Annotated in this window: 24 protein-coding genes and 1 tRNA gene; 10 read left to right on the top strand and 15 right to left on the bottom strand. The window is 68.9% G+C overall.

Features of this window, described 5'->3' with window-relative positions; genetic code table 11:
• Nucleotides 1-450 precede the first annotated feature (450 nt).
• Nucleotides 451-1,356, bottom strand: a complete 906-nt coding sequence (locus IPG50_10080) for a hypothetical protein (GenBank protein MBK6692538.1) — start codon at nucleotides 1,354-1,356, stop codon at nucleotides 451-453.
• 262 nt (nucleotides 1,357-1,618) lie between these two features.
• Here IPG50_10080 and IPG50_10085 point away from each other — a divergent pair, with 262 nt between their 5' ends.
• Nucleotides 1,619-2,239 (top strand): hypothetical protein, encoded by a 621-nt coding sequence (locus IPG50_10085; protein ID MBK6692539.1) that lies wholly within the window; start codon nucleotides 1,619-1,621, stop codon nucleotides 2,237-2,239.
• 42 nt (nucleotides 2,240-2,281) lie between these two features.
• Here IPG50_10085 and IPG50_10090 read toward each other — a convergent pair whose 3' ends face one another.
• The 3 genes from IPG50_10090 to IPG50_10100 all read right to left on the bottom strand — a co-directional run bounded on the left by IPG50_10090 (nucleotide 2,282) and on the right by IPG50_10100 (nucleotide 5,288).
• Nucleotides 2,282-3,238 (bottom strand): hypothetical protein, encoded by a 957-nt coding sequence (locus IPG50_10090; protein ID MBK6692540.1) that lies wholly within the window; start codon nucleotides 3,236-3,238, stop codon nucleotides 2,282-2,284.
• 144 nt (nucleotides 3,239-3,382) lie between these two features.
• Complete coding sequence (locus tag IPG50_10095; GenBank protein ID MBK6692541.1) at nucleotides 3,383-3,802, bottom strand: GtrA family protein; 420 nt, start codon at nucleotides 3,800-3,802, stop codon at nucleotides 3,383-3,385.
• A gap of 223 nt (nucleotides 3,803-4,025) precedes the next feature.
• A complete protein-coding gene (locus tag IPG50_10100; protein ID MBK6692542.1) occupies nucleotides 4,026-5,288 on the bottom strand; it encodes a hypothetical protein in 1,263 nt (420 codons plus the stop codon).
• A 315-nt stretch (nucleotides 5,289-5,603) separates the two neighbouring features.
• On the opposite strand from IPG50_10100, the gene IPG50_10105 reads away from it, so the two are divergent.
• Together IPG50_10105 and IPG50_10110 are read left to right on the top strand one after the other, a co-directional pair.
• A complete protein-coding gene (locus tag IPG50_10105; GenBank protein ID MBK6692543.1) occupies nucleotides 5,604-5,849 on the top strand; it encodes a hypothetical protein in 246 nt (81 codons plus the stop codon).
• A complete protein-coding gene (locus IPG50_10110; protein ID MBK6692544.1) occupies nucleotides 5,846-6,226 on the top strand; it encodes a hypothetical protein in 381 nt (126 codons plus the stop codon). Before IPG50_10105 ends, IPG50_10110 begins: the two co-directional genes overlap by 4 nt.
• A 913-nt stretch (nucleotides 6,227-7,139) precedes the next feature.
• On the opposite strand, the gene IPG50_10115 is transcribed toward IPG50_10110, so the two are convergent.
• The gene (locus IPG50_10115; GenBank protein ID MBK6692545.1) at nucleotides 7,140-7,952 is read right to left on the bottom strand and encodes an OmpA family protein; all 813 of its coding nucleotides are present in this window, start codon (nucleotides 7,950-7,952) and stop codon (nucleotides 7,140-7,142) included.
• Nucleotides 7,953-8,143: 191 nt separating this feature from the next.
• On the opposite strand from IPG50_10115, the gene IPG50_10120 reads away from it, so the two are divergent.
• Nucleotides 8,144-8,758 (top strand): hypothetical protein, encoded by a 615-nt coding sequence (locus IPG50_10120; GenBank protein ID MBK6692546.1) that lies wholly within the window; start codon nucleotides 8,144-8,146, stop codon nucleotides 8,756-8,758.
• A 411-nt stretch (nucleotides 8,759-9,169) separates the two neighbouring features.
• On the opposite strand, the gene IPG50_10125 is transcribed toward IPG50_10120, so the two are convergent.
• On the bottom strand, nucleotides 9,170-9,451 hold the full coding sequence (locus tag IPG50_10125; GenBank protein ID MBK6692547.1) for a hypothetical protein: 282 nt from the start codon (nucleotides 9,449-9,451) through the stop codon (nucleotides 9,170-9,172).
• A gap of 74 nt (nucleotides 9,452-9,525) precedes the next feature.
• On the opposite strand from IPG50_10125, the gene IPG50_10130 reads away from it, so the two are divergent.
• The gene (locus tag IPG50_10130) at nucleotides 9,526-9,951 is read left to right on the top strand and encodes an OsmC family protein (GenBank protein MBK6692548.1); all 426 of its coding nucleotides are present in this window, start codon (nucleotides 9,526-9,528) and stop codon (nucleotides 9,949-9,951) included.
• Between the two features lie 19 nt (nucleotides 9,952-9,970).
• Here the strand turns inward: IPG50_10130 and IPG50_10135 are convergent, their stop codons facing one another.
• From IPG50_10135 to IPG50_10170, 8 genes are all read right to left on the bottom strand, one after another.
• Nucleotides 9,971-11,689: a hypothetical protein gene (locus IPG50_10135; protein MBK6692549.1), complete on the bottom strand. Its 1,719-nt coding sequence runs from the start codon at nucleotides 11,687-11,689 to the stop codon at nucleotides 9,971-9,973.
• A 77-nt stretch (nucleotides 11,690-11,766) separates the two neighbouring features.
• On the bottom strand, nucleotides 11,767-12,981 hold the full coding sequence (locus IPG50_10140) for a GGDEF domain-containing protein (protein ID MBK6692550.1): 1,215 nt from the start codon (nucleotides 12,979-12,981) through the stop codon (nucleotides 11,767-11,769).
• Between the two features lie 11 nt (nucleotides 12,982-12,992).
• Nucleotides 12,993-13,763, bottom strand: a complete 771-nt coding sequence (locus tag IPG50_10145) for an SDR family NAD(P)-dependent oxidoreductase (protein MBK6692551.1) — start codon at nucleotides 13,761-13,763, stop codon at nucleotides 12,993-12,995.
• On the bottom strand, nucleotides 13,760-14,242 hold the full coding sequence (locus IPG50_10150) for a hypothetical protein (GenBank protein ID MBK6692552.1): 483 nt from the start codon (nucleotides 14,240-14,242) through the stop codon (nucleotides 13,760-13,762). The genes IPG50_10145 and IPG50_10150 overlap by 4 nt, the downstream gene beginning before the upstream one ends.
• Nucleotides 14,243-14,325: 83 nt before the next feature.
• Nucleotides 14,326-15,114: a TetR/AcrR family transcriptional regulator gene (locus IPG50_10155; protein MBK6692553.1), complete on the bottom strand. Its 789-nt coding sequence runs from the start codon at nucleotides 15,112-15,114 to the stop codon at nucleotides 14,326-14,328.
• Nucleotides 15,115-15,122: 8 nt separating this feature from the next.
• Nucleotides 15,123-16,505, bottom strand: a complete 1,383-nt coding sequence (locus IPG50_10160; protein ID MBK6692554.1) for a VWA domain-containing protein — start codon at nucleotides 16,503-16,505, stop codon at nucleotides 15,123-15,125.
• A gap of 14 nt (nucleotides 16,506-16,519) precedes the next feature.
• Nucleotides 16,520-17,374: a redoxin domain-containing protein gene (locus IPG50_10165; GenBank protein MBK6692555.1), complete on the bottom strand. Its 855-nt coding sequence runs from the start codon at nucleotides 17,372-17,374 to the stop codon at nucleotides 16,520-16,522.
• Between the two features lie 164 nt (nucleotides 17,375-17,538).
• Nucleotides 17,539-17,724, bottom strand: a complete 186-nt coding sequence (locus tag IPG50_10170) for a hypothetical protein (protein ID MBK6692556.1) — start codon at nucleotides 17,722-17,724, stop codon at nucleotides 17,539-17,541.
• A gap of 670 nt (nucleotides 17,725-18,394) precedes the next feature.
• On the opposite strand from IPG50_10170, the gene IPG50_10175 reads away from it, so the two are divergent.
• The 3 genes from IPG50_10175 to IPG50_10185 all read left to right on the top strand — a co-directional run bounded on the left by IPG50_10175 (nucleotide 18,395) and on the right by IPG50_10185 (nucleotide 20,035).
• Nucleotides 18,395-18,468 (top strand) — tRNA-Arg (locus IPG50_10175).
• Nucleotides 18,469-18,509: 41 nt separating this feature from the next.
• Complete coding sequence (locus IPG50_10180) at nucleotides 18,510-18,989, top strand: nucleoside deaminase (protein MBK6692557.1); 480 nt, start codon at nucleotides 18,510-18,512, stop codon at nucleotides 18,987-18,989.
• A 185-nt stretch (nucleotides 18,990-19,174) separates the two neighbouring features.
• Nucleotides 19,175-20,035, top strand: a complete 861-nt coding sequence (locus tag IPG50_10185; GenBank protein MBK6692558.1) for a hypothetical protein — start codon at nucleotides 19,175-19,177, stop codon at nucleotides 20,033-20,035.
• Between the two features lie 31 nt (nucleotides 20,036-20,066).
• Here the strand turns inward: IPG50_10185 and IPG50_10190 are convergent, their stop codons facing one another.
• Nucleotides 20,067-22,406, bottom strand: coding sequence for a transglycosylase domain-containing protein (locus tag IPG50_10190; protein ID MBK6692559.1), 2,340 nt, complete (start codon nucleotides 22,404-22,406; stop codon nucleotides 20,067-20,069).
• 85 nt (nucleotides 22,407-22,491) lie between these two features.
• Here IPG50_10190 and IPG50_10195 point away from each other — a divergent pair, with 85 nt between their 5' ends.
• Both IPG50_10195 and IPG50_10200 read left to right on the top strand, forming a co-directional pair.
• Nucleotides 22,492-23,334, top strand: a complete 843-nt coding sequence (locus tag IPG50_10195) for a hypothetical protein (protein ID MBK6692560.1) — start codon at nucleotides 22,492-22,494, stop codon at nucleotides 23,332-23,334.
• Between the two features lie 164 nt (nucleotides 23,335-23,498).
• Complete coding sequence (locus IPG50_10200) at nucleotides 23,499-25,340, top strand: hypothetical protein (GenBank protein MBK6692561.1); 1,842 nt, start codon at nucleotides 23,499-23,501, stop codon at nucleotides 25,338-25,340.
• Nucleotides 25,341-25,350 lie beyond the last annotated feature (10 nt).

Consider the following 25,350-nt stretch of genomic DNA (forward strand, 5'->3'; position numbering starts at 1 on the left):
TGCGTCCACGAAGGCCCGAGACAGCCAAGTTACCCCGTATTTACCGCGTGGCCGGCGCCCCCCGCGCGCCGCCCCCCCCGCCCCCCGCGCTCGGTCGACAACGGCGCGCTAGCGGGGCCGCGTGCAGCGGGCGAGCGGGCCGGACCTGGGTTGATTTCGGCTGGGCCCGGTGAGCGGCCTGAGCGGCCGGACCTGGGTTGATTTCCGCGAGCCTGCGGTGCGCCGCAAACGGGGCGGCGTAGGCCGCGAGCTCGTCCCAAGCGGGTCCAGGGAGCTGCCTGACGCGGAGCCCAACACTCGCGCGAGCGACGCGTGGGCAACGGGCCGCGTGCCCTTGAGCCAGGGTGCTCCCATCGCGCGCGCTCGCGGGCGGCGAGCGGCGCCTTCGGACGTCGGTGCCGGTGGGGCACGCGGTGTGCGGTAGGCGGTGCGACGTGCGCGGAGCGGCAGCTACGCTTGCGCGGCGCCGTGGCAGAGCGCACCCAAGGAAGCGAAGCGATAGGTTCCCTCTGGGAACACGGTGCGCCTGTCACCCGCGATCCATAGGTGTCGTGCGGCGCGGTGGGCGATGCGGAAGCCGCGGAGCGCCTGGAGCTCGTGGCTCCGCCGCTCGTCGTTGCGACATGCCAGATGGGGCCGAAGGTTGCGGCGAGGCTCGACCGTGCGGGGCCTGCTCGTCGGCGCGGCGCGAAGCACGGCCTTGCGTCCGAGCACGCGCCTACCCGTCTTTGCGCGGTGAGCCTTCGCCGCATCCTCTTGCGCACGGACCGCCGCGGCGACCTTGTCGGCCCATTCCGTGGCGGCGAGGTCCTCGAAGCCGTCAACGGGCTCGATTCGAAGGGTCACCTCTTTCGGCATCGGGCCGTGTTCGCGGAAGAAGCCGCGCGGGCGCTTGATCGTCCGCGTCGTGCCGCGAAGATGTTGGCCAAACGAAGAGGCGCCGGGCCAGTCGACGAGCCGCTCGACGAGGTGGTCGGCAACGGGATTGCTGAGAAGGTAGATGAGCTTGTCGAAGCGATCTTGGGCTTCGACAAGGTAGACGGCGTTGGGCTGCTCGGTGGCCCAGAGATTTTCCCAGCGACCCCAGCGCGCGTTGAGGGCCTTGGCCGTCATTTTGTGGAAGTGCGCGAAGAACTCGGGGTAGTTCCCGAGGTTGTCGCGGACGAGCAGGTGCTGGTGATTGCTCATCGCGATGAAGCCATGCAGCGTGATGTTGTACCGCTGGCAAGCTTCCGCGAGGCAGTACAGGTAGATCTGCTCGACGCGTTCATCGGGACGCAGCAGGTGCTGCCGCTGCGTGCAGCGACGACTCGTGAGGTACGTGCGACCGGGGACGACCTGACGGGGCTGCGTCATGACCGTCACATCGGCCGCGCGACGCTCCAAGTTGCTTCGACGGGGCGGAAAAGGAACTAAGGACGGGTTTTGCTCGCATGGGCCTCGATACGCTCGAAGCGTCCTTCCTCTTTCGACCAGACCGGGGCGCGGCAGGCGCCATTTACGTTCGCGGCTGGTGGATCGTCGGGCGCGATGAACTGCGTCCGAACGACAGGTGACGCGGCGATCGTAAGCAATTCGGCCACAACCGCCGGGCACGTCGTTTGCTTGCGGGGCCCGCATGAGCCGCACGCGTCTTCTGGCCGTAAGCAGTTCCATCCTCTTCTCAGGCCTCCTTGCCATCGGCTGCGCCGATAACCGACCCGAGACGGCCACCGGCGAGAGCGCGCTTTCGACGCCTCGTCCCTCGTCAGCGCTTCGCCGCGCCGTCGGCGAGATCGAGTCCGAGTGGGGCGACGAAAACATCATGAACGGGCAGGCGCGCATCGCCGCCGCCAAGCTCCGTGCGACGCGCCGCAATCAGGAAGCGCAACTGAAGGCCTATGCGGAGGCTGCCTTCGCCGCGCGCGCCGCCGCCGACGACTTCGTCCTGAGCGGCGCTGCTCGCACCTCGCTCGGGCCGGCCACGGCGGCAAGCCGCGCGGAGGTCGCGCGCATCATCGCGGTCGAAGGGTTCGTCTACGCGGACAACGAAGGAAACGTCGGCCCCATGCGAGAGCGCATCGAAGGTGTACTCGACAAGCTCGGCGCGCCCGAGAAGCTCGACCTCCTTCGCTACGAAGGCAAAGGTCGCGTGTCGCTCGATGACGAGGAAGGCGAATGGAAGGCGCACTTGTTCGCCTTCGTGAACCGCGACACTCGCGAGGTCGTCAGCTTCTACGTGCGTGAAGGCTGGACCTGAGGTGGCGTTCGTCGCGTTGGGTGCCGCGCCAGCGCGTGAAGCTCAGAGACAGTCGACGAGCGCGTCGTAGATCGAAGACGTTTTTCCGGGCAACGATGCGCGCAACGGCTCGGGGCCGCTGAGCGCGCTCAAGAGTGCCGCGCGCGGCGCGTGTACCGAGACGTCGCACGTTCGCGTCGTTGTGTTTGTGGAGAGCGCGCCTCGCGCGCTGACCTGCGTCGCGGCCAAGCCGAAGGTGGCCCGGCACGTCCGGACCCGCCCCGTGGTCGCGCGGGCTGCGCAGGAGAAATCAAGAAGCGCGATGTTGTTGTAGTCGCCTTCGCAGAACGTGTCGCCGCAGACGTCGTCGAAGGAACGAGCCAGCGCTCGCTCGACTTGGCTCCACTGCGAACCTTGGTCGGCGTCGACCTCCCAGAGCTGCTCGGCCAGGTCGCGGTAGACGGTCCCGGTGGAGGCGGGAGGCGGCTGCCCGACCACTCCCTCGAAACACTTCGTGAGGCCGTCGTAGAAGGAAGCACCATTCGCCAAAGGCGCGTTGAGGGCGTCGTCACCGGCTTGGGTGAGCGTGCTCAAGAGCTCGTTGGCCGTCCCGGCGACGGGAATGTGACAGGTGAAGACGCGTGGCTCGGTGGAGAGCGCGCCCGTTCGACCGTCGACGTAGCCGATGCTGCCGCCGAGGACCCAGACGCAATCCTTCACCTTCTTCATCTTCGACGTTGCTGAGCACGTGAGCTCGAGTGTCGAGAGGTTGGAGAAGTCGCCGCTGCAAATCGTATCTCCACAGATGCGGTCGAAGCCTTTGATGAGCGTTCCGCGGGCAGTGGACCACCGCTCGAACTCGCTCTCGCTCAACACCGCGGGGAACTCATCGTAGCGGGTGCGAAGCTCGCTCTCGGCGAGGCCACTGGCGTCCTCGCCAGGAATGGTGCCGCCGCACCCGAAGAGGAGCGCCACCGTTGACGCAAAACGGACGACGGGCGCGCGGGGGATGGGTCGCATGGCGCCGGCAACATGCCACAGGCCGTTCTCGCGGCAAGCGACGGGCGCCACGATCTCGAGGACGTGCGTGGTGTCGCGCGGCGTCCGTTTAGTCCCCGTCCCCCATGTCGCGGCCCATCTCCGCCTTGACGAACAACCGTTTCGTCAGCGCTCGTTGTCGCGCAGGCGAAAGACCACCCAGCGACGCATGGGATATGCAAATGCGACGAAGACGAAGAACGTGCCGGCGAAGCTCACGATCTCCGGCGGGATCGAGCCCCCGTGCGGCGCCAACCATCGAAACAGCATGAAGTTCATCGCCAGTGCGGCAAGTTCGGTCGCGACAAAGAAGCGCACCTGGCGCGGCAGGCTCCCCCGCTGCGCCCGAAAGGTGAACGAGCGATTGCCGAGAAATTGCACGCACGCGCCAGCCAGCAGCGCGGGAAGGCGAGCGGTCGTCGGCGCGACGCCAAAGGCTCGAATGCATGTGGTCAGCACCGAGAAGTCGACCACCGTCGCCCCGCTCCCAACGACCAGCGCGCGGCCGAAGCGGAGCGCGCGGCTTGCGAGGGATTCGCGGATCATGGGCGTCAGGCGCGACGTCCACGTGCACGCCGCCGAAGCAGCGTACCCTGGGAACTTGTTCGCAGGTACACGAGAGCGGACCGAGCGCGGAGGCGGCGCGCTCCCGGCGCTGAGCCTGCATGCGCACGAGTCTCTGGAACGCGCCTGACCTTCGCGCGGCACCGCATCAGCGCCTAGGGGAGCCTAGGGGGACGCCCCGCCAACCCGATCGCCGAAGCCGTCGTCACAGGTCCCCGGCGAATCCAGCGGGCGGCGAAAACGCGAACGGGGCCCGCGTTACGAGGGTTACCGTCGCGCTCTTCGTCGACTCGACATCGACCGCGGGAACGATCTCCTCGTGGTCCCACAAGGGCAGCGCTTGCGCCGAGCCTGCGCCCGATGCGGTAACGAATGCGATCGTGGCGGCGTCGAGGTCGATGGCGACGCCGAGGCGCCCGCCTTTCACGTCGGCCGTGGGCTGGTTGAAGCTCAGCGGGTAGAAGCCTAGCCCTTGGATCGTCACGGTGGCCGTGACCTTGCCAGCGCCCTGCGCATCGATCTCGAAGTAGTGCTTGCCGCAGCGCGCGCCTCGGCTTCCGCGCAGCGAAGCACCCCATGTGCTGGTCGCCACGTTGGCCACGAGCCCACTCGTGCTCGCCGTCGTGCCTGGCGAGATGACCTTCCACGCCATGGTGCCTGACGGCATGCCGCACGCATCGGTGCAGGCGACGCGGTTGTCGTAGTGCGAGTGAATGGCGCCAGCCGGCGGCGGCACGGTGAAGGTCGAGCCGCCGTATGCGCCCTGATAGGTGGCCTCGAGGCCGCCGATCTTGCTGCGCACAACGTTGATGGCCTTGTCGAAGCTCCCACCGCCCTGGTTGTACGTCGCTTCCCAGCCGTAGGCCGATGAGACGGCACCCACCGAGAGGCCGGTGACGGTCACAGACGCGGGCAGCCCGGTGACCGTGGTCTGCGACGGGTAATACGTGCTCACGAAGACCTTGGCCACCGACGCCCCCGACTCGAGCGCGATCTGCCAGGTGATGGGCTCGTACGACATCAGGAACAACGTCGCCGGCGACGCCGCCGCCGTGACCTTCACTTGAATCGGACCCGGTACGTGCGCTTGGCCATAGCCGTGGACGCCGCCCGTCGACTCGTAGACGCCGATAACATGGGCCTGCGGCACGGGCGGTAGCGCCGGCGCGCGCAAGCACGCGCTCCCCACGGCAGCCCCCGCGCTCGGAGGGACAACCGGTGAGATCGAGGCGTCGACGGCGACCACACCGGCGTCGACGGGCCGCTCGCCACCGCCCCCCACGCCCACGTCAACCTCGCTCTTCCCACCATCGTCCGCCGGTCGGAGGCCCGTTTCATCGGGCAGCGTGGGCGCGGGGCCACCGTCGGTCTTGGGAGCCGGCTCTTCCACGAGCGGGTTCACGGCGCCTCCGCAGGCAGCGAGGGCGAGGACGGTGACGAGGGTGACGAGCGCTCTGCCGGTCTGCATGGGTCTGGCCTACGCAAGGGAGATGCCGGCACTGCGCCGCTGTCCTTTCGCGGGCTTCGCCATCGCCGCTCCGCGCGTGGCACAGCGCACGTGGCACACCGATCAGTGGATCGACGAGCGCGCGTCAGCGCGCGACTAGCCGAGCCACGGACGGCGGAGTGACGACGTCCCGTTGAAATCGGTCACGACACGAAGGCCAACGTCATCAGCCACGAAGTGGCGATGGCGGCCTCGAGCAACCCGAGCGACTTTCAGAGGAACCTCGCGTTGGCGTGAGGGGGAGCATCGGAGCACAGTTGTGCGACGACGTTTTGGATGAAGAAGCGGGCCCACCTGTCGATCTCGCTTCCGACAGAGGAAGCGAAGCTCCTCCGGCGTCGGGCCAAGCGCGTGCACGGCGGGAACGTCTCGCGCGTCATCAGCGACGCGATCCGCTACGTGGCCTACGAGGAGGGGCGCGATGCGCTCATCGCGTCGTTCGGCGGCAAGGGCAGCCCCTCTCGCACCGAAGCTCAAAAGCTCGACGAAGCGTGGGGGCTGTCGGCGAACAAGTCCGCGTGACTCGCGCCGCCATCACGTTCGACAGCGGAGCGCTCATCGCGCTGGAACGGCGCAAGGAGCGCGCCATGCGTGTTTACACGAACGCGCGGGACCGAGGCCTCGTGGTGGCGACGCCCAACGTCACGCTGGCGGAATGGTGGCGCAGCCGCACCGACCAGCGAGAGGCGATCCTGAGGGGAATTCTCGTCGAGCCGGCGACGGACGAAACCATGAAGCTCGCGGGCGTGGCGCTCGGCAAGGTGCGTGGCGCAACGACCGTGGACGCGATCGTGGCCGCCTTCGCGGCCCAGCGAACCGGCATCGTCTGCACGAGCGACGTCGACGACTTTGAGGCGCTGAAAGTGTTCTTCCCGGCGCTTCGTGTACTCGCGGTGTGATCTGCGCCACGCACGGCCCCTCTGTGCCAACGCCTCAGCGAGCGAGTTGGCCGTTCGCCTAGCCCTCGTGGACGCGAGCGAAGGCGTGGTTGTTCGGTCGGCAAGCGCGCTGCGCGGCGATAGCGGTTCGTTTGTGCGACCGAAGACGAACCCTGCGTGACGGCCGCCGAGGGTTCGTGAACGCCCGCGTATCCATCCGTGCTCGGTGAGTGAGCCTCGTGCGCGGGGCGCGCACTTCGTTTTCCGGAGGCCAGCCCTCTTGCACGGCGCGGGGACTTCCGTCGGCGCGCGCGCCGCTCCGTTTTCGCATCTGGGCACTTCGTGCTCGAGGGCGGCACCTTCGCGCTCGGAGAGCGATGCTTCGTTGTCGGCGGGGGGACCTTCGCAAACCAGCGGAATCGCTTGCGCCGCCGTCGGGCGGGTCTCGTTGTTCGCGGGGCCACCTTCGTGCGCGGCCGCGCACGTCACGTGGCGGAGCTGCACGCTGGCCTGCAGATGCGCGAAGTTCGGGCAGCGGCGCGCGAGGGCGTGCGTCTCGCGAACGAGCCTTGAGAGACGAAAAAAGGAGGTGGAAATTGCGAGCGGATTCCCTCAGTTGCGGACGGCCTTGGGAACGCCCCTCTGTGCCCCTCCGTGCCAACGGGCGCGAAGCGATTCCCGCCGCGACGAAGCCGGGCGCGACGGCACGCTCGCTTGTTCCGTCGTTCACGAAGGCGTCGTTTCGGTGCGTGAACGCGCCGGCGCGAACGAAAGGGTCGCCCCGCGAACGCGGAAGGTCTCCCTTCGGACAACGAAGCGTGCCCTTCCGACAATGAGACGCTCCCCGCCGTCACGGAGACGTCGGCCTCGGTGACGCAAGCGTGCTCGCCCGCGCACGAAGGTGCGTGGTCCGTGAAAGAGGGCGCGGAGGCCGCTAGCGGGCGTCGGGCACGGCCACCATCTCGTCGACATTCGGCTGGAGCGTGATCTCGATGCGGCGGTTGCGCTCGCGACCCTTCGGGTTGTCGTTTGGTCCGACGGGGTCGAACTCTCCATAGCCGGCCGCCGCGAGGACGGCGGTTGGCACGCCCTGCGCCACCAGAAAGCGAACGACTTGCACGCCGCGCGCCGTCGAAAGCTCCCAGTTGGATGGGAACCTCGCCGTCTCGATGGGCACGTTGTCCGTGTGGCCGGCGACTTGGAAGTGACGGCCCTCGAGGCTTCGCAAGACCACCGCCAACTGCTTGAGCGCCGCTTGCCCACGAGCCTTGATGTCGATCTGCCCCGACTCAAAGAGAACGTCGTTCGCGAGCTGCAGCACCATGCGGCCGTCGCGCAGCACAATGGCGAGGTCCCCGGCGTCGACCATCTTCTTGAGGCGAAGCGCGAGGTCGCGGTAGACGCGCGCCCGCATCTCCGCGGCCGCTTGGGCGCGACGGAGCTCCTCGAGGCGCGCGCGTGATTCATTCAGCGCCGACGCGAGCGTGCCCTTCTCGCTCAAGAGAGCATCGGCGTTGGTCCCGAGCTTCGCCAACTCGGCGCGCAGGTTGGCGCTCTCGGCGGTGGCTTCGTCGACCTTGCGCTGGAGCGCCTGGAGCGACTGGGCCTTCGCGAGGTCCGCGGCTTGTACGCGGCGGAGCTCCGTCCGCGCGTCATCGGCATCCTTCACGGCAGCGTCGTAGGTTCCCGACGAGACGCACGCAGACAGAACCGGCAGGGCGACGACGAGCGCGAAGGAGAGTTTCATGGCGGCCGGCACGCAACACGCAGGCCAGAGGCTTCGCGCCGCGCGTTCTGCGCTTGCGGTCTTGCTGTGGGTGCACTTCCCGAGGAGCGGTGCCTGGACATCGATCGCGCCGCGCACCTGCTCTGCGCACCTGCTGCACGCCGCCGCCGCAAGGCCTGCACGTGTGCGGTCCACGTGAGAGACTTGCCGGCATGAGCATCGTCGTTCGCGCCCTCGCACCAAGCACGTTCTCCGACTACGAGGCGCTCACCCGCGACGAAGGTGGCGGAGGCTGCTACTGCGCCTTCTGGCATCAGAAGTTCGCGTCGCACGATGCGTGGCTCGCGCAATGCCGCAAGCGCCCCGAGGCCAACTGCGCCGCGATCCGCGCCAAGATGGATGCTGGATTCCACGTTGGGGTCGTGGCCTACGACGAAGAGACCTCGCGGGCCATCGCCTGGGTGTCGGTCGCGCCGCTCCCGGAGATCTATTGGGCGTGGAAGCGTGTCGCTGCGCTCGGCGTGGAAGCGGCCGACACGGCCGGGATCGTGTGCTTCACCCTCGGGCGCGACGAGCGCGGCCGTGGCCGCAGCGCCTCCGTGCTGGCGGCGCTGGCTCGCTACGGCGCGACGCGTGGCTGGAAGCGGCTCGAAGGCTACCCTTTCGACGCCGCGGCGCTTGAGAAGCACGGCGACGACGTCCTCTGGCCGGGCCGCCCGGAGACCTTCGCGAGCGCCGGCTTCGAGCGCATCGGCGCACACTGGCTGGAGCACGCCGACTACCCACGCTCCATCTGGCGCCGCGACCTCGGCCCACCGCCGACCTGAGGCTCGCGCGTCCTTGCGGTCTCTCGCGCTCGTCCGGGCTTGGCGGGTGGAACGCCACGCAGACTGTGTCACGGTATGGGTCACATGAAACCCCGCTCCCAGCAAGTTCACGAGGCGAAGCGGCAGTCCGCTCTCGAGTGGCTCCTGCAGCGGTCGGGCACTCCACCGATGACCGAAGTCGAGCGCGCGGCGCTCCTGGCTGAAATTGACGGCGCGCCGGCCTCGAAGAAGCGACGCCAACACAGCCCTCCCGTCAGCTCGCCTATTAAAGGAGGCGCGCCGAAGGACCAACCCAGCCGACTTGCACGACGCGCAAGCGTGCCAGGCGCGCGGACCGAGCGACGCTAGTCCCTCACCTGCCCCGGCCTGCCCAGCCGCCCAGAAGCCGGAGACGCGCGGCGCCGCCGCCCGTCACTTGGTCCAGAGAATGCTCTTCATCACGAAGACGTCTTCGTCCGGCTCGGGCGCCCGCGGATTCGACGCGGGCACGATCGACGGAGGCCTCTCACGCAAGAGCCGCACGACACGCTCGAGCTCGCCGGGCATGAGCGCGAGCCGAACGAGCGGCGTGTCCTGACCGGCCGGCGGCGATGACATCTTCGCGACCACCCCGCTCGGACGCTCGCCTTCCTCGAACGCTGCAGGCGACGCAGGCGGCGGCAACGCATCGAACGCGCGACGAGGGAGAGCCATCGAAGAGAACAACGGCCTCGGCGAAGTGAACTTGAGCCGCGAACCCAAAAGACGTGCCCCCGGCTCTCACCTTCATGGACATCGCGGTCTCGTTCCCGGGCGGTAAGCGCGTCGACGCAGCGTTTGGTTCGCACGTGGTGCGCACCGATCAAAGCCTCGAGCACGGCGGCGCAGGAGCGGCGCCGGAGCCCTTCGAGCTCTTCCTCGCCTCGCTCGCCACCTGCGCAGGGATTTACGTCTTGGGGTTCTGCCAGGCGCGGGGCATTCCTACCGACGGCCTCCGCATCACGCAGCGTTCCACGACCGATGAGGCGACCAAGAGGCTCACGAACGTGGAGCTGCTCATCGAGGTGCCGCCGGATTTTCCTGCGAAGTACAAAGACGCCGTGGTGCGCGCCGCCGAGGGCTGTCGCGTGAAGAAGACCCTCCTGGCCCCGCCCGAAGTGCACGTGGCCTGGCAGGAGGTCGAGGTCCCGGCGCGCACCCACGCCCCGCTGTAACGATCGTTGCGCGCCGCGTTCAGATGCCTTCGACCGCGCCCGCTGTGCAGCCCGTCGCGGGCCGCGCTTTGCCGAGTTGATCCGTCGCGGGGCACGTGGTGCCGAGCCCCAAGAGCGGACTGCCGGCCACGGGCCTTCGCACCTTCTGTTCGCCGGGCAGCCCCACGAGCGGCCCGAGCTTTGGATCGACGAGCTGCGCGCCCGAGACGCACGGGGCTTCAGCGCCGGCGCTGTTGGACGCTGGAAACTGAATGACATGATCGCCGTTGGCCGGCGGCGTGCCGTTGCAGTTGAGCGGCGTGTAGAGGTTCTGCGCGTCGTTGCGGATGACGCTGTTGCGAATGGTCAGCCGATTCGACACGCCGCCGATGCCCGAAGCGAACTGCGCCGCGTTGTATGCGATGGTCACGTTCGTCCACGTGCCGAGGACGCGATCGCCCACGGTGATGCCGCCGACGAGGCCGCGCGTCGTAAAGTCCGTGCGCGTGTAGGTCGCGTTGTTGGCGATGGTCACGTTCGTCATGTCGATCTGACCTGGCGCCGGTACGCCGTGCTCGTAGACGCTCATGGCGGCGGCGAAGCGCGCTTGGCTGTTGACGATCGACGACGCGGTCATCGTGATCTTCGTCCCTTGCAGGTAGACCGCGCCGGCCTGCGAGTTGGGGTTGTCCAAGACGCGGTTGCCATCGAAGACGCTCTTGTCGATGGTCGTCGCTTCGTTCTCGTAAGAGGTCCGGAAGAGCGCGCCGCCGTAGGCCGCGCCGACGTTGTCGGTGAAGACCGCGCCGCAGATCGTGAGCGTCTTGCCTTGGCCGTCCATGACGGCGCCGCCACCGTTGCCGCCGTTGCCCGGGTTGCCCCCCGAGCCGGTCGTCTGGTTGCCGGAGATCGTCGTGTTCACGATGCTGAGGGCCGACCCCAACGCGCCGATGGCTCCGCCGTTCGAGCACGTGTTGCCTGCAAAACGACTGCCGACGATCACCGTGGCGCCGGCGCCCACGTTGTAGATGGCGCCGCCGGCGACGTCTTGACCGGTGTCGGGCCCGTGGTTGTCGGTGAAGACCGAGTCGATGACCGTTAGGTTTCCGCCGAGCGTGTAGAGCGCCGCGCCGCCCTTCGTCGTCGCCGTCGTGTTGGGCACGTCGGTGCTCCGCCCCTTCGTGAACGTGAGGCGCTGCACGGTGACGGTGGGCGAGGCCTTCTCGAAGGAGTGAATGAGCTGAAGGATGCGAACCTTGCCGTCGCCCGAGAGCGTGATCGTTCCCGCGCCGTCGATGATCGTGTCCTTGTTGGTGGGCGGCGCGAGCGGCGTCTGCACGACGATCTCGTGAGGCGAAGGGCCGCAGTCGAAGGTCACCACGCCGCCGGCGGCGACGGCCGCGTGAAGCGCAGCGTCGGTGCACGACGCAGGCGTCCCCGTACCGACCTTCGTCGTCGGCACGCTCGTGTTGGCGAGCGCGACCGGCGGCGTGCAAACCAATCGCGGTGGCGGTAGAACCGGGCCGCCGTCGGACAGCGTGGAGCCGTCGACGGCGCCGCCGTCGAGCGTCGTCGCACCATCGGAGAGCCCGGCGCCGTCGAGCGAGCCCGTGCTCCCGTCTTCCGTGATGCTGCCATCGCCGGTGCCGCCACCGTCGAGCGATGCGTTTTGGGAAGGGTCGGTGGACTCCTCGTCGCCGCAGGACAGCGATGAGGCGATGAGGAGCGAGCCCGCGAGACCGAGGAGAGCGAGGCGCATTCACGGACCGTAGCTCGCTCCGCGGGAGCTGTCCCTCGTGACAGCTCGGCGCCGTCACCCCAGTGTGCGCGCAGCGCTCAGGCCGCCACCACCGAGCGGTTGCGACCCGCTTGTTTCGCTCGGTAGAGCGCCGCGTCGGCGCGGCGCAGCCACGATTCGCAGCCCTCCGACGCGTCGAGCTCCGCGACCCCGATGGAGACCGTCGGCGTGATGCGCTCGTCCCGCTCCGCCACCTCGATAGACCGGACGCTGCGCAGGAGCCGTTCGGCGAGCATCTCGGCGTCGGCGCGCTTCGTGTTGCGAAGCACCACGGCGAACTCCTCGCCGCCGTAGCGCGCCACCAGATCGTCGCGACGCGGGAAGGTGCGGAAGATGGCGTCGGCCACGGCGCGCAGCACCACGTCGCCCACGGGATGGCCGAAGGCGTCGTTCACCTTCTTGAAGTGGTCGACGTCGATCATGAGCAAGCTCGCCGGCGTGCCGAGCATCGCGAGCCCCGCGGTCCGCTCGGCGAAGCGATCGAAACACGCGCGATTGAAGAGGCGCGTGAGCGCGTCCATCTCGCCTTCCTTCTTGGCCTCCTCGAGCTCTCGGCCCAAGTGCCGAACCTGCGTCGCCAGCTCCGCCATGCGCGCCTTGTGCTCTTCGGCGCGCGCCACGAGGAGCGACGTGAGGCCTACCACGGTGCCTTGCGCTTCGGTGCGAAGGACGTCGTGATCGCCGCTCTCGACGGCGACGCGGAGGCGCTCGAGGCGCTCCTTCATCTGCGCGTCGGTGCGACCGTCGGCGAACGCGGCCTTCGAGAGGATCGTCACGAAGGACCAGACGGCGCCGCGGAGATCGCCGATGGCCTTGCCGAAGCGCTCGACCTCACCCTTGCGCTGCATGCGGAACGCGCGCACCGCGCCGCGGTAGTCCTTGCCGGGTTGCGCGCCCTCGGTCATGGGCTTGCCCACGAGCACGTGAACGGACCAGCGCGCGAAGAGCTCCGCGACCTGCTTCTTCGCGTCGTCTTCCGTCTCGAGGTTCTGCTCGCCGAAGACGCGGAGCAGATCGCCGAGCGCGTCGAGCGAGTCTCCTTGGGCGGGCGACTCGGCGGCCGGCGCCGGCTCAACCACGGTGGCTTTCATGGCGGCGCTCGACTTGCGGAAGAACATGAGGGCAGTGCCATGCGCGTCCCGTGCCGGCGAGGCCGCCCGCAGGTCCACGGAAAGCCCGAGACCCAAGATGGCCGCCACCGCCAAGACCGTGACGCCGTCAACGCCTTGACGGAGGACCGCGCAGGACCCCAAGCGGGTCGCGCTTACAGATCCCGCGGTCGAGGGCTGAAGGTCATGGTGACCTTCGACGCGACGGTGGGAAACCGGGCGGCCAAGTCGTAGAGCGGCGGATAAACGACGCGAGCGCGGCGCTCGGCGCACGCTTCGACCACGCGCGCGGCGAGCGGCTCGGGGGCGCCGGTCGGCAACATGCGAGAGATGAGCGTGGGCGGAAGCTGGCCGCGGGCGCGCTCCTCGAGGCCCGAGCGCACCGGCCCCGGGTACACCGTGAGCACATGAACGCCCGAGGGACCGAGCTCCAATCGCGCGATCTCGGACGCCATGGCGAGGCCTGCCTTGGCGGCGCCGTAGAAGGTGCAGCCGCGCAGCGGCGTCACGCCCGCCATGCTCGTCACGTTGACGATGGTGCCGTGGCCGCGGCGCGCCATGCCCGGCGCCGCGAGCGACATCAGCCGGAGCGGACTCTCGAGGTCGATGCGCATGAGCTTGGCACCGAGCTCCCACGGCGTCGCCACGAGGGAGCGGACCTCCATGATGCCAGCGCAGTTCACGAGCACGTCGACGGGCCCTCGCTCGTCCTCGAGCGCCGCGTAGAGCGCCGGCAGCGCGTCGACCTTCGAGAGATCCCAGTTGTAAGGGGCCGCGTCGCCGCCCACGCGACGCGCCTCGCGCGCCGTCGCCTCGTCGTTGACGTCGACGAGCGAAAAACGCGCGCGGGGGTCTTGCTTGCGAAAGGCGGCCGCGATGGCCCCGCCGATGGCGCCGGCGGCGCCCGTCACCAGGATGTGTTTCACGGCTGGCCGATGGGAATCGCTTGGATGCGCGTGTCGAGCGCGAACCAGAGGACGAAGACCGGGCCGCGCTTCGTCTTCCACATGGCGGGGCCGAGGAAGAGGCCGTCGTCGACTTCGCGCACTTCGTCGTGAATCGAGCGGATGAAGCCCGGGTTGTCGACGCGATCGTAGTCGAGCACGATGCACGGCTTGCCATCGACGACCGACGGCGCGATGTGCGTGTGGAACGGGAAGAGCTGGTGGCGGCCGCCGAGGTGCACGCGGTTGATGCCTTCGCCGCGCTCGCCTTGCCCCGAGAAGCTCTTGCCACCCCAAGGAAAGGGCCCCGAGGCCGCGAAGTTGCGGAGGAGCGAGCCAACGAGACCGCCGTCGAGCTTCTTCACCGAGAGCATGCGACCGCGCGGGTGCCCGTCGAGGGGCGAAAGGTTCTTCGGCGTGGTGCCGCCGGCGTAGAGGCGACCGAGCGCGTCGACGCTCATCTTGGCGAGCGTGTCGAGGTCGTGGGTGCGAGCGGTCACCTTCGCGCGGTGACCTTTGCCGTTGGTGTCGACTTGCGGTTCCATCATCGCCTCCTCGTGGACTTGCGTCCGTTCAATCTCGTCGTCTTCTTGCTCGGCGCGCGAGCGCGCGTGGGTTTTTCGGCACCGTGGAAAGGGGCCTGCGCGAAAGGGGTCTTGTGCAGCGTGGGCGCGGCGAACGCGCGCCAGCACGCGTCGCGGGCATGCCGGAAGGCCGCGTCGTCGAGCTTCACGTAGCCGAGGGTCTCGGCCTTCACGAGCCCCACGAGAGCTCCCCACACGAACGCCAAGACGACCTCCGGCGCGAGCTGGTCTTGAAGGATGGATCGGCGCTGGAGATCCATGCAGGTCACCAAGAGCGGTGCGAGCACGTTGAGCTCGACCTGGCGACTCTCGGCGTCGAGGTGCGGCGCGTGATGGTGCAGCTCGAGGAAACGAAAGGCGACGGGCTCGCGACGCGCGAACGCCACGAGACTGCCCCAGAACGCGTCGAAGGTTGCTTTCGCGGCGAGCTCCTCGCGCTTGCCGTGCTGGGACGGCAGCGCCGGCGCGGCCAGGGCCTGCGCGAGGCGCCCTTTGGCTTCGCGAAAGACGGCGTTGAAGAGCGCTTCTTTGCTCTCGAAGAGCCGGTACAGCGACCCGGCGCCGACACCGGCGCGCGCCATCACCGCTGGAATGCTCGTTCCTTCGAAGCCGGCCTCGGCGAAGCAGGCGAGCGCGGCGCTTAGGATCCGCTGCGAAAGCTCCGCGCGGCGCGACGTCGGCAAGGGCGTCGGGGGGAGCGCGACGGGAGGCACGGCTGGAATGATGATTCCAATCGCGTCCCTTGGCAAGTCAGCTCCTAGCCAACGCCGCGAACCAACGTCCGCGCCGCCACCTCAAGCTCACGCGCCGTGCGCACCTCCAGCACCCGTGTGCAATGAGGCTCGTAGCGCACCATGGCGCTGTCCGACTGGGCCCACTCGTCTTTGCCCTCGGGGCAAAGCCAGTAGAGGGATCGGACGCGGTCTTTGAGGCGCCCGACCACGTCGGCGCCCGCGTCTTGAAAGTTGGTGCGACCGTCGCCCAAGACGACGAGCGTTGTCTTGCGGTCGAGGCTCGTGCCGAGGAGCCCTTCAAAGGCGCGCAGCGCGCGGCCGTAGTGCGAGTTCGACGTCGTCGGTACGACGCGACCGGAGCACGCCTCTTCGAGGGCGCGCGCCGTCGGCAACGTCTCGAACAGGTGCGTCGTCTCCGCCACGTCGCTGACGAACACGAAGCTCCGTGTCCTTGAGAAGAGCTCATGGGCGGCGGACACAAACTCGAGCATGAAGCGGGACGTCGCGCGGACCGAGTCGCTCACGTCGCAGAGGATGACGAGCTGCGGCCGATCGCGACGCCGCGTTTTGCGCGCGAGCTTGAGCGGCACGCCGAAGGTTCGGAGGGCGGCGCGCAACGTTCGGTGCGGATCGATGCGCCCGCGGGCGGCTCGCCGCCTTCGCACACGAGCGCCGCCGCGCAAGCGCTCGACGAAGCGGCGGATGGCCAAGCGAATCTCGCGCGCCTCTTCGGCGCCGAGCGACGCGAGGGCTTTGTCTTCGAGGCGCGGTCGTGGCGACGCGCGCTCCTTCGCGCGCTCCTCGAGGCTGCGCGCGAAGTGCTCCCGCACGTCGGCAGAGACCGCGTCGAGCTCGCTTTGCACGGCGTCGGCGAGCGCTTCGCCGCGCTCGCCAAGGGCGTCGACGAGCGAGCGCCTGAGGAGCGCGAGCCGCCTCTGCGCTCGGCCCTCGCCCATGCGTTCGAGGACCTTGTGCGTGGCGAAGCCGAGGTGATGCGGCGACGCGGGCGCGAGCGCTCCCCCGGCTGTCGCCGACAAGAGGAGCTGCGAGAGGTCGCTACCTCGCCCGAGGAGCGTCATGAGCAAGGCGCCGTCGGTCTCACCGGCGTGGGCGTCCAAGAGCTCTCGCAACGTGAGGCGTTCGGCCTCGGAGAAGCCGAGCGCGTCGAGGCGCTCCCACAAAGATCGCCGCGGTGCGCCTGAGAAGAACTCTGCGAAGCCGCGCTCGAAGAGCGCCGCATCGCTTCGCTTGGTGACGAGCGTCGCAAAGAGCGCGTCTTTGAGGGTCTGGCGCTCGGTGAGGCCCACGAGGGCCGTCGCGCGGACGGCGTCGATGGCTTGGGCCGTCGAGATCGCGAGCCCCGCACGTCGCAGCGACCAGAGCAGCTCATCGACGACGCGGGTCATGGGCCCCGCCGCGTTCATGGCGAGGTGGCCTTCGGCTTCGTCGCCCCCGCCTCCGCAGCCCCTGCGTCGCCGGCCGACGCGGGCGGCGCGGGCATGGCAGGCGCCGCGGGCGTCACGGGCGTCACGGGCTCGGCGAGCAGCGTCGCGACGAGCGCCTCGAGGCGCTGCGCCTCGAGTTTTCCGTAGCCAAGGATCACATCCCTGACGACCCCGCGACGGTCGATGACGACGGTCGTCGGCAGGACCGACACGCCGTAGGCGCGCGTCGTCGTTCCCTCGGGATCGAGCACGACGGGCGTGCGCAGACCGAGGTCGCGCGCAAAGGTGGCGGCGCTCTCTGCGGGGTCGCTGGTAATCGGCAGGACCGAGAGCCCCTGCGCGCCATAGCGCGCCTGCATCTGCGACAGCGCCGGCAAGGACAAGCGACACGGGACGCACCACACGGCCCAGAAGTCGAGGATCACGACGCGATGGCGAAGGCCCTCGGTCGTGAGCGGAGGCCCGTTGACGGTCACGAGACCGGCCAACGGCGGCGCGAGCTTGCCGACGTACGTGGCGCGGGCCTGCTCGTCGGCCGAGGGCCGTGGCGCCAGCGTCACGCGAACGCTCCCCTCCTTGCCATCGCGCTCGAAGACGAGCACGAGGAGGTCACCGGGTGCGCGCGCCGCCACCGCACGCTGAACGTCGACGGGAGCGACGATCGCGTTGCCCGCGACGCGGAGCAAGCGATCGCCCACGCGCAGGCCCGCACGATCCGCCGGCGACGTGGCCGCCACCTGAGAGACGACAACCGCCGAGCCAGCCGGTTGCATCGAGACGCCCAACCACGCGTGGCGGGCTGCCGGTTGCATCTTGGCAACCGGTCCCATGAGGGGCTCGCCCGACGTCGACCCCGGAGCAGCGCCCGCGCGACCTGGCGCGAGGGCGAACGCTAAAGCCAGAGCGGCCGTCGGGACGCAGCGAAACACCCTCGAACTATACCCCGACCGACCTCGAACAATACTGGACGGAGTCCCGAAGGGACGGAGTCCAGTCATGTCGACGGGTCCGCTAGGACCCTAGTCACCTCGACCTCGACCTCGACCTCGACCTCGACCTCGACCCCGACCCCGACCCCGACCCCGACCTCGACCTCGACCTCGACCTCGACCCCGACCGCGACCCCGACCTCGACCTCGACCTCGACCTCGACCCCGACCTCGACCTCGACCTCGAACATTACTGGACGGAGTCCCGAAGGGACGGAGTCCAGTCATGTCGACGGGTCCGCTAGGACCCTAGTCACCCCGACCGCGACCCATCACCGAGGCGACAAAAGAGAAACGGCGCGCTCGCGGCCTTCAGGGGAAGGAAACCACGGCGCGCCGAGTGGACGCAGGCAGGGGCTGTAAACCACCAACCTGCGGGTGGGCTTGCTCTCTCACCCGCTCGCTAGAGCGGAGGAGCGACCCACGGTGGAAGCAAGCGAAGCGAAACGCGAAGGAAGAAGAAGTGCTGAGCTAAGGAGAAGAAGAGGCGAAGGAAAGAAATGCAAAGGAAGGGCGGGTAAGAAAGGAGAGGAGCCTCCAAGGAGCCTGAGGAGACGTTCCGCCCCGCAGCCCCGGGACGGCCTCTGATGGGAATAACCTTGAGCACCCGTCGTGCCAGGCGAAAAATCGTGTCATTTCAATAAGGCCGCGTGTCGTATGGTCTCCCGATCCCCGGCAACGGAGTCACGGGGGTAGGCCGATCATGAAATAGTTGCGCACCTCCCACCCGCGACCGGTGCGCCGGCCTTTCGGCCCAAGGCCATCGGGCGGCCCGCATACGGATCGCTCCCGGCGCCGAACCAATTGACACGTTCTATGGCCCGAGTATGGTGCCGCTCCCTCCGGGGCCTCCTCGGAATTGCGCCCATAGCTCAGCTGGATAGAGCACTGGTCTACGGAACCAGGTGTCGGAAGTTCGAATCTTCCTGGGCGCGCCCCAATCCCCGTGAGCGAGTTCTCCTTCGACGAGGCCTTCATGCGCGAGGCGCTCGTCGAGGCCGACCTCGCGGCCGCGAAGGGCGAGGTGCCCATCGGCTGCGTGCTCGTCGCGACGGGCGAAGCCGGCGACGACGGGCGCACGCCTGCTGGCCCCGTTGTCATCGCGCGCGGTCACAACCTCCGCGAGACGACGCGCGATCCGACGGCGCACGCGGAGGTCGTGGCGCTCCGCAACGCCGCCGCGGCACGGGCCAACTGGCGCATGGATGACGTCACGGCGTATGTGACGCTCGAGCCCTGCCCGATGTGCGCCGGCGCCTTCGTCAACGCAAGGATCGTTCGCGTCGTCTACGGGTGTGACGACGCCAAGGCTGGCGCCGTTCGTACGCGGTACGGCATCGGCGTCGACGGCGTCTTGAACCACACGTTCGCGCTCGAACATGGCCTCCTCGCCGACGAGTGCCGCGAGCGCCTGCAGCGCTTTTTCGCGGCGCTCCGCGCGCAGGGCAAGAAGTAGAACGGAAAGTTCCTTCGTCGAGCGACGCCGGATGGGCAAACGGGTGTCCATGCAGTGTCCTCGGCGGGTGACGTCCGCTGCCTCGAGGACGCAGCGCCGGCATCGTGACGGCGCCGCACAACGCGCTTCTTCGGGTCGCGCCTGCACGCCCACATCGCGGCACACTTGGTGCTGCCGTCTCGCACATGATGCTGACTCGCTCTCTCGCGCTCGCTGGACTCCTAGGCGCCTTCGGCTGCGCGGGCTCGCCCGACGACACCGACACGGAGACCGGGACCGACGAGGGCGCGCTCGAGGCGGTCGGCGCCGATCGCGACGACGACGTGGCGCACACGGCGTGGACCACGCTGGGCACGGGCGTCAGCTACAAGTCCGTCGGCGACGGCACCAGCGCCATCCTCGTCTACGGCGGCTACTCGGCGCAGGACATCTACTCGCAAAGGTGGGCCCAGGAGCTCTTCCGCGAGAAACGCGAGGCGCTCTCGCTCGGTCACATCTACGCCATTCGCGGGCCGAACCAGTCGGGCTACGCGAACCGCGAGATCCAAAACAGCCGCATCGCGGCGCACCTCGCGGCCGGTCGCGCCGCAGCGGCCCGGTCCATCGTCATCGTGGCTCACTCGAGCGGCACCTTCGTCTCGGCGGAGCTCTTGTCGATGATGCAGGCCGGTCGCGCCGGGCCGGCGAGCGAGACGCTCGGCAAGACGAGCATCTTCCACCTCGACGGCGGGGGAACCGGCAGCCGCCAGACGCTCTCGCAGATGGCGGGCGCGTTCTTCGTCTACGCCTGCGATAGCAACCTAGGGCAGTGCTCCAAGAACACCTCGAGCATGAAGTGGCTCGGCCAAACCTACGCGTCGTTTGGCGGCGCCATCAAGCTCGACGCGACCGGCAGCGGCTGCAACTCGGGCGGTCTCTGGTGCTTGCACGATACACTCATCACGACCAAGCCCCACAACCCCAACATGTACGACCTTCGCCGCGACTACACGCACTTCGAGGGCTCACGCAAGGTCGTGACGGCGTACCTCGACCGCGTGCCCTGAGGCCGGCTCCGAGCGAGACCGCCTCCACGACTCAATCGATCACCTTCCACTCTTCGTCGCCGCCGCCGTGCGTTCCAGACGCGGGGGGCCGCGGCGGCGGCCGAGGCTGCCCCTCCTTCACGAAGACGATGGCCTGCGAGAGGCCTTCGTTTCGCTCCGCTTCGGAGACCTTGCCGGTGCGAAACGCGATCTCGACGAGCGAGCGGAGGTTCTTCGCCCACCCCTCGCCCACGGCGCCGCGCTCGTACATGCGATGGGCCTCGACGGGCCGCGGCAGGAGCGTCGCCAAGAACATGCTCTCGGTGAGGTTTAGCTCCTCGGGCTTTCGCGCGTAGTAGTGCTCGGAGGCGGCGCCGATGCCGTAGAGGTTGGGACCGAACTCGATGACGTTCAGGTACAGCTCCATGAGCTCGTCCTTGGAGAACGTCTGCTCGAGGTAGTCCGTCAGCACCACCTCTTCGAGCTTTCGCGAGAGGGTCTTTTGGCGTGAGAGAAAGAGGTTCTTGGCGAGCTGCATGCTGATGGTGCTGGCGCCGCGAACGAAACGCTTGGCCTTGAGGTTGGCCACGAGCGAGTTCTTGATGGCCGCGTGATTGAAGCCGTGGTGCTTGAAGAAGGCGCCGTCCTCCGTCGTGAGGACCGCCGCCTGCATGTACGGGCTGATGAGCTCGAGAGGCGTCCAGGCGGCGCTGTCGGGCCCCGTCGTCATCTCGGCCTCCTTGCCGTCGGGCCTCACGATGCGATGAACGAAGGGCTTCCGAAAGCGCTCTCGGTCCATCGGCTTGGGCACTTCGATGAAGCGGCATCGGTCGTCGAAGCGATAGGACAGCTCGAGGTCGTCGAGCGCCGAGCTGTCGAAGACGAGGCTCCCCTGAGCGCCAAAGGTGCCGACGAAGCGGGCGCCCTTCACCGTGGGCATGAGCGCGTCGGGGACGCTGTCGATGAGCGACTGGCACGCGGTCGTTGGCACCTCGAAGCTGCCGTTGACGCGGGCCACGTCACCGGACGCCTCGAGGGTCCCGCGAAAGCGACCGCGGAACGCGCCCAGCGCCGCCTCCGCGTCGTCGATGCGGAGCCGCTTTCGGCTCTCGAAGAAGCCCGACAAGCGGAGACCTACGTCAAGGCCGTGAACCGGAGCCCGCGCCAGCCACGCGCGCTCGAGGCCGAGCCCCTTGGCCAAGACGTCCGCGTCGAAGCTCGCGGCGCCAGCCGTGTCGATCTTGAACGTCGCCTTGCCAGTGAGCTGCGCCCGCGGCACGTCGATGAGCCCGAAGGCGCCTTCCTTGACGCCCAACGTCGTGAGCGACACGGGGCCGCCGGAGAGCGTCGCGCGCAAGTCGCCGCTCGCCGTCGGCAAGTCGACGCGAGCTGACAGCGGCGTTCCGCTCGGCGCGCCCGCTTGGGTCGCCGCGCTGGTCCGGAATTCAACCTCGACGTGCTCCGGTGACCGCATGAGCGTGAGCGCGCCGGGCCCGAGCGTGAGCTTGTCTTTCCCGCGCGTGACGACGAGCGAGAGCTGCTCCGTCTTGGCGTCGGCGCCCTCCACGAGGAGCTCGGACAAGCGCTTGGCCATCGACTGGGCAATGGCGCGGAGCGGCGCCGCATCGGGCAACGTCACGCGCATCGGCTCGGCGGGCAACGGCGGAGACTTTTTTCCCCGCTTGGTGACGGGCGTTGGCAAAGCCGGCGGGGTAGGCTCGACGGCCGCGGTCGCCCCCGAGTCCTCTTTGGGCTCCGGCAGCACAAGCTCGAGCGACGCGCTCTCGGCCGTGAGGAGCTTGAGCTTGCGCCCCACGAGCGCGATCGACGCGCCGCGAACGTCGGCGCGCGCATCGCCACGCTCCGCGAGCACCGACGCGACCTTCACGCGGAGCTCCTCGCCGTCGCGCTCCACGCTCGCGTCTTTGAGGACCACGGTCCCGCCGCCGGGCAAGGGAATCTGCCCTTCGAGGCCGGTCACCGAGACGACCGGCGACGTGGACGTCGTGGATGCCGGTACGGCCGGTGCCGGACGGCGGGCGCGCCACGCCTCGAGCTGCAACGCGAGCTGCTCGGCGTCGCCAATCACGCGCACCTGCCCGCCGCGCGCCGCGATGCGCGACGGGCGCCCCGACGCCTCGACGGCGATGTCGATCTCACGAAGCTCGACGTCGAGCCCCGTCACGCCTTCGAGGCCCACGCGTACGCCCTTGAGGTGCGCAGAAAAAAAGCCGAGGCGTGCGCTCCCGACGTCGACGACGAAGCCGCGCGCCTGCCCTTCCGCGATGGCGCGACGCTTCAGCCAGGAGGCCGACCCGGCGTAGGCCCCGGCCGCCGCGATCAAGAGGACGGAGAGACCAATGGCCAGGCGGGCGGGGTACGGCAAGCGCATGGCGGCCCCAAGATAACGCCCCAGACGCGAAACGTAAGCCCGGCTTTCTTCCGCGGCGCGCCGGCCTCGCGCGGTACCCTGTGGCGTGGTCGCGCGTTGGTTTGCCGTTGGCGCGTCGTTCGCGCTCCTGTCGACGCCGCTGGCCCTCGCCGCGTGTTCGCTGCTCGTCGACGCCTCGGGCCTCGACGACGCCCCGAGCCGCGGCGCCGATGGCGGCGCCGACGCGGTGGCCGATGCGGCCATCTTTGACGGCGCGTCGGGCCCGAGCCCGAGCGACGCGGGCGGCGACGTGCTCGTCGCGACGAGTGATGCGTGCTCGAGCCACACGTTCTGCGACACCTTCGACGAGGCGCCGCTCGGCGCCCTCTGGAGCACGAGCACGTTCTCCGGCGGCGGCGAGCTCGCGCTCGAAACGAACCCCTCACGCTCCGGTGCGAATTCGTTGGCCGTCAACGTGCCAACCAGCAGCGCGCGCGCGTTCCTCGAAAAGACCCTCATGGTGCCCGGCGGCGCGACCACCGTGCGCGCAGGCTTCTCCATCTTCCCGGAGAGCTACCCTGGCGACGGCGCAGCGTTGCGCCTGACGGCAAAGTCGACCACCGGCGTCGCCGCCGATCTGTTGTTCATCATGGTGGCGCCCGACTCGCTGCTTCACGTTTCCGAGCCGCTATCCGACGGCAGCTACATGATCGAAGACCTGACGGCGCCAACGTTCCCGCTTAACGATTGGACGACGTGCGTCCTCACGCTGAGCTACCCGCAGAACTCCGCCGCGCGCGTGGATCTCGTTTGCGATCACGGCGAGCTTCACGGCCAACTTCAGCTTCGCAAGTTGCCCATCGGCGAGGTGTCGCTCGCGGTCGGCTACGAACGCCTAGAGGGTAGCGCCCACTTGCACTTCGACGACGTGTGGCTCGACGCGCCGTAGCGACCCTCGCTCCTATGTAGCCCCCGCTGCCGCGGTGCGACTCCGTCGTCGCATGCGACCTCAATGACGCGGCGGGTGGAAACGAACGGCGCTGAATCCGCGCGCGGACCGTTCATCAGTCTCGCCTCCGCTCGATGGCACCGTAGCTGCACGCATGCCGCGGCATGCACACGAGGTCGCAGCGCGCGTGGCTCTTGGCGCTTGCAACAGCGTGCGGAGCGACGCCGACGGGCACGGCCGACCCGGTGCCGAGAGCGGGCGCCGGCGTTGACGCGTCCTCGCCGATCAGGCCCGCAGGCGCGCCCACGGGGCCCGACGCGGCGCTAGACGGCGGCGGCTGCGCGCAGCTTGGTGCAAGGTGCACGGCTTGGAACGTGCGCGGCTCATGCGTCGTGGACGGCAGCGGCGTGCGGTGGGCCGAAGAGCTCTGCGCCGGCGGCTGTTACCTTGGCCAGTGTTCGCCGGACCGATGCAGCGACGAGTGCGCCCTCGGCGACGTCGCCGCGAGTGGCACGTGCCGCCTCTACGACCTCGCCACGAAGGGGGCCATCGCCGCGTTGCCCACAAAGAACCTCGCCGACCGCGCTCGCGACTACGAAGCGTCGCTCGCGCGCCTCGCGCTGCGCCATGGCGCTGTCTTGGACCCGATGTACACAGACGCGACGCGAACCACCGTGGCGAGCTTCGGCGGCGGCGGCGACGCATCGATTTGGACCGGCACCGCGCTAGCGGCCGAGGCGTTGCGACTCATGGCGACCGGCTCACCGGACGCGGAGGCGCGGCTTGGCGAACACGTGACGACGCTTCACCGCGCCTTCCGCATCAGCGGCGAGCCGGGGTTTCTCGCGCGCCTCGTCTTGCCAGGTGCCAATCTCCTGCCCATCGAGGTCTTCGACTGCAAAGACTCGCGGTGGCACTGCAACGTCAACTACGAGGGCCAGGCCTTTCATTTCATGGGCGACACGAGCCGCGACCAATACACGGGCGCCGTGCTCGGGCTCGCGCTCGCCTACGAAGCGACGAACGATGAGGGCGTGCGCAGCGCCGTGCGCGACGACCTCGTCACGTTGGCCTTCGAGCTCATGAAGGTGCGCGCTGTCCCGGTGCGCGCTGAGCTGACCGTCGGCGGAATCCCGCTCAGCGTCGAAAAGACGCTCACCGTCGAGAACGTCATCCTGAGCCCGTCAGAAATGGTCTCGGGCAAGGTGCACCTGTCGGGCGACGTCGCCGGCGGCGCTGGCGAATTCCGGGGCATGCGGGAGTTTTTCCCCGACTTGCGCGTCCTCGTCGAACCGCTGACGGGGCTGCCGGTGCCGATCCCCCGGGCCGCGTCGGCGATGATGCTCGGCGCGTTTTTTCGAAGCGCGCTCCGCGCCACCTCGGGCGTCGCCAACAGGGCGACGGAGCACCAGCAGCTTCTCAGCTACTACGAGCACCATGCGCCCGGCTGGCTCGACACCGCGGCGAAGTGGTCCCTCGAGAACACCGGCTGCGACGACACCTATTACCCGAACCACTTCGCGTTCATCATGGCGTACCTCTGGGCGCGGCTCGAGGACGACGCTGTGCTCGGCGCGCGCATCCGAAACGAGGTCCTCCACGAGCGCTTGTGGGACGCCCTCAAGAACGACGCGAACGTCTATTTTGCGTACCTCTGGGCCGGGGCACGGCAGGTGGCCCAGACCGATCCCAACGTCGTGTCGGCGAGCGCTGCGCTCGCGACGTTCCCCGCGGGCCCGCGCGTCCGCGAACCGCGCGACGTTCGGCTGAAGTATCCGGCGGCCGCATCGTGCAGCGCGCCCCCCATGAGCACGGCGGCCCTCTCGCCCGGCGATCGCCCGGTGACCGACTTCATGTGGCAGCGTTCGCCTCGCGTCACCTTCGACCCGGGCGATCCGCGGGTCGTGTTCCCGGGCGTCGACTTCCTCGTGGCCTATTGGGCCGGACGAGCGCATGGCCTCATGGCGGACGACCGCCCCGGCACTTGCGCGCGCTGGATGCCGTAGCTCAGGCCCT

The sequence above is a fragment of the Myxococcales bacterium genome (genome assembly GCA_016703425.1).
Lineage (GTDB): Bacteria > Myxococcota_A > Polyangia > Polyangiales > Polyangiaceae > JADJCA01.

What these genes read in the sequence shown, in the direction of transcription:
- IPG50_10080 (MBK6692538.1), bottom strand. Translation starts at nt 1,356, where the DNA reads ATGACGCAGCCCCGTCAGGTCGTCCCCGGTCGCACGTACCTCACGAGT.
- IPG50_10085 (MBK6692539.1), top strand. Translation starts at nt 1,619, where the DNA reads ATGAGCCGCACGCGTCTTCTGGCCGTAAGCAGTTCCATCCTCTTCTCA.
- IPG50_10090 (MBK6692540.1), bottom strand. Translation starts at nt 3,238, where the DNA reads ATGCGACCCATCCCCCGCGCGCCCGTCGTCCGTTTTGCGTCAACGGTG.
- IPG50_10095 (MBK6692541.1), bottom strand. Translation starts at nt 3,802, where the DNA reads ATGATCCGCGAATCCCTCGCAAGCCGCGCGCTCCGCTTCGGCCGCGCG.
- IPG50_10100 (MBK6692542.1), bottom strand. Translation starts at nt 5,288, where the DNA reads ATGCAGACCGGCAGAGCGCTCGTCACCCTCGTCACCGTCCTCGCCCTC.
- IPG50_10105 (MBK6692543.1), top strand. Translation starts at nt 5,604, where the DNA reads ATGAAGAAGCGGGCCCACCTGTCGATCTCGCTTCCGACAGAGGAAGCG.
- IPG50_10115 (MBK6692545.1), bottom strand. Translation starts at nt 7,952, where the DNA reads ATGAAACTCTCCTTCGCGCTCGTCGTCGCCCTGCCGGTTCTGTCTGCG.
- IPG50_10120 (MBK6692546.1), top strand. Translation starts at nt 8,144, where the DNA reads ATGAGCATCGTCGTTCGCGCCCTCGCACCAAGCACGTTCTCCGACTAC.
- IPG50_10125 (MBK6692547.1), bottom strand. Translation starts at nt 9,451, where the DNA reads ATGGCTCTCCCTCGTCGCGCGTTCGATGCGTTGCCGCCGCCTGCGTCG.
- IPG50_10130 (MBK6692548.1), top strand. Translation starts at nt 9,526, where the DNA reads ATGGACATCGCGGTCTCGTTCCCGGGCGGTAAGCGCGTCGACGCAGCG.
- IPG50_10135 (MBK6692549.1), bottom strand. Translation starts at nt 11,689, where the DNA reads ATGCGCCTCGCTCTCCTCGGTCTCGCGGGCTCGCTCCTCATCGCCTCA.
- IPG50_10150 (MBK6692552.1), bottom strand. Translation starts at nt 14,242, where the DNA reads ATGAGCGTCGACGCGCTCGGTCGCCTCTACGCCGGCGGCACCACGCCG.
- IPG50_10160 (MBK6692554.1), bottom strand. Translation starts at nt 16,505, where the DNA reads ATGACCCGCGTCGTCGATGAGCTGCTCTGGTCGCTGCGACGTGCGGGG.
- IPG50_10165 (MBK6692555.1), bottom strand. Translation starts at nt 17,374, where the DNA reads ATGGGACCGGTTGCCAAGATGCAACCGGCAGCCCGCCACGCGTGGTTG.
- IPG50_10170 (MBK6692556.1), bottom strand. Translation starts at nt 17,724, where the DNA reads ATGTTCGAGGTCGAGGTCGAGGTCGGGGTCGAGGTCGAGGTCGAGGTC.
- IPG50_10180 (MBK6692557.1), top strand. Translation starts at nt 18,510, where the DNA reads ATGCGCGAGGCGCTCGTCGAGGCCGACCTCGCGGCCGCGAAGGGCGAG.
- IPG50_10185 (MBK6692558.1), top strand. Translation starts at nt 19,175, where the DNA reads ATGATGCTGACTCGCTCTCTCGCGCTCGCTGGACTCCTAGGCGCCTTC.
- IPG50_10190 (MBK6692559.1), bottom strand. Translation starts at nt 22,406, where the DNA reads ATGCGCTTGCCGTACCCCGCCCGCCTGGCCATTGGTCTCTCCGTCCTC.
- IPG50_10200 (MBK6692561.1), top strand. Translation starts at nt 23,499, where the DNA reads ATGCACACGAGGTCGCAGCGCGCGTGGCTCTTGGCGCTTGCAACAGCG.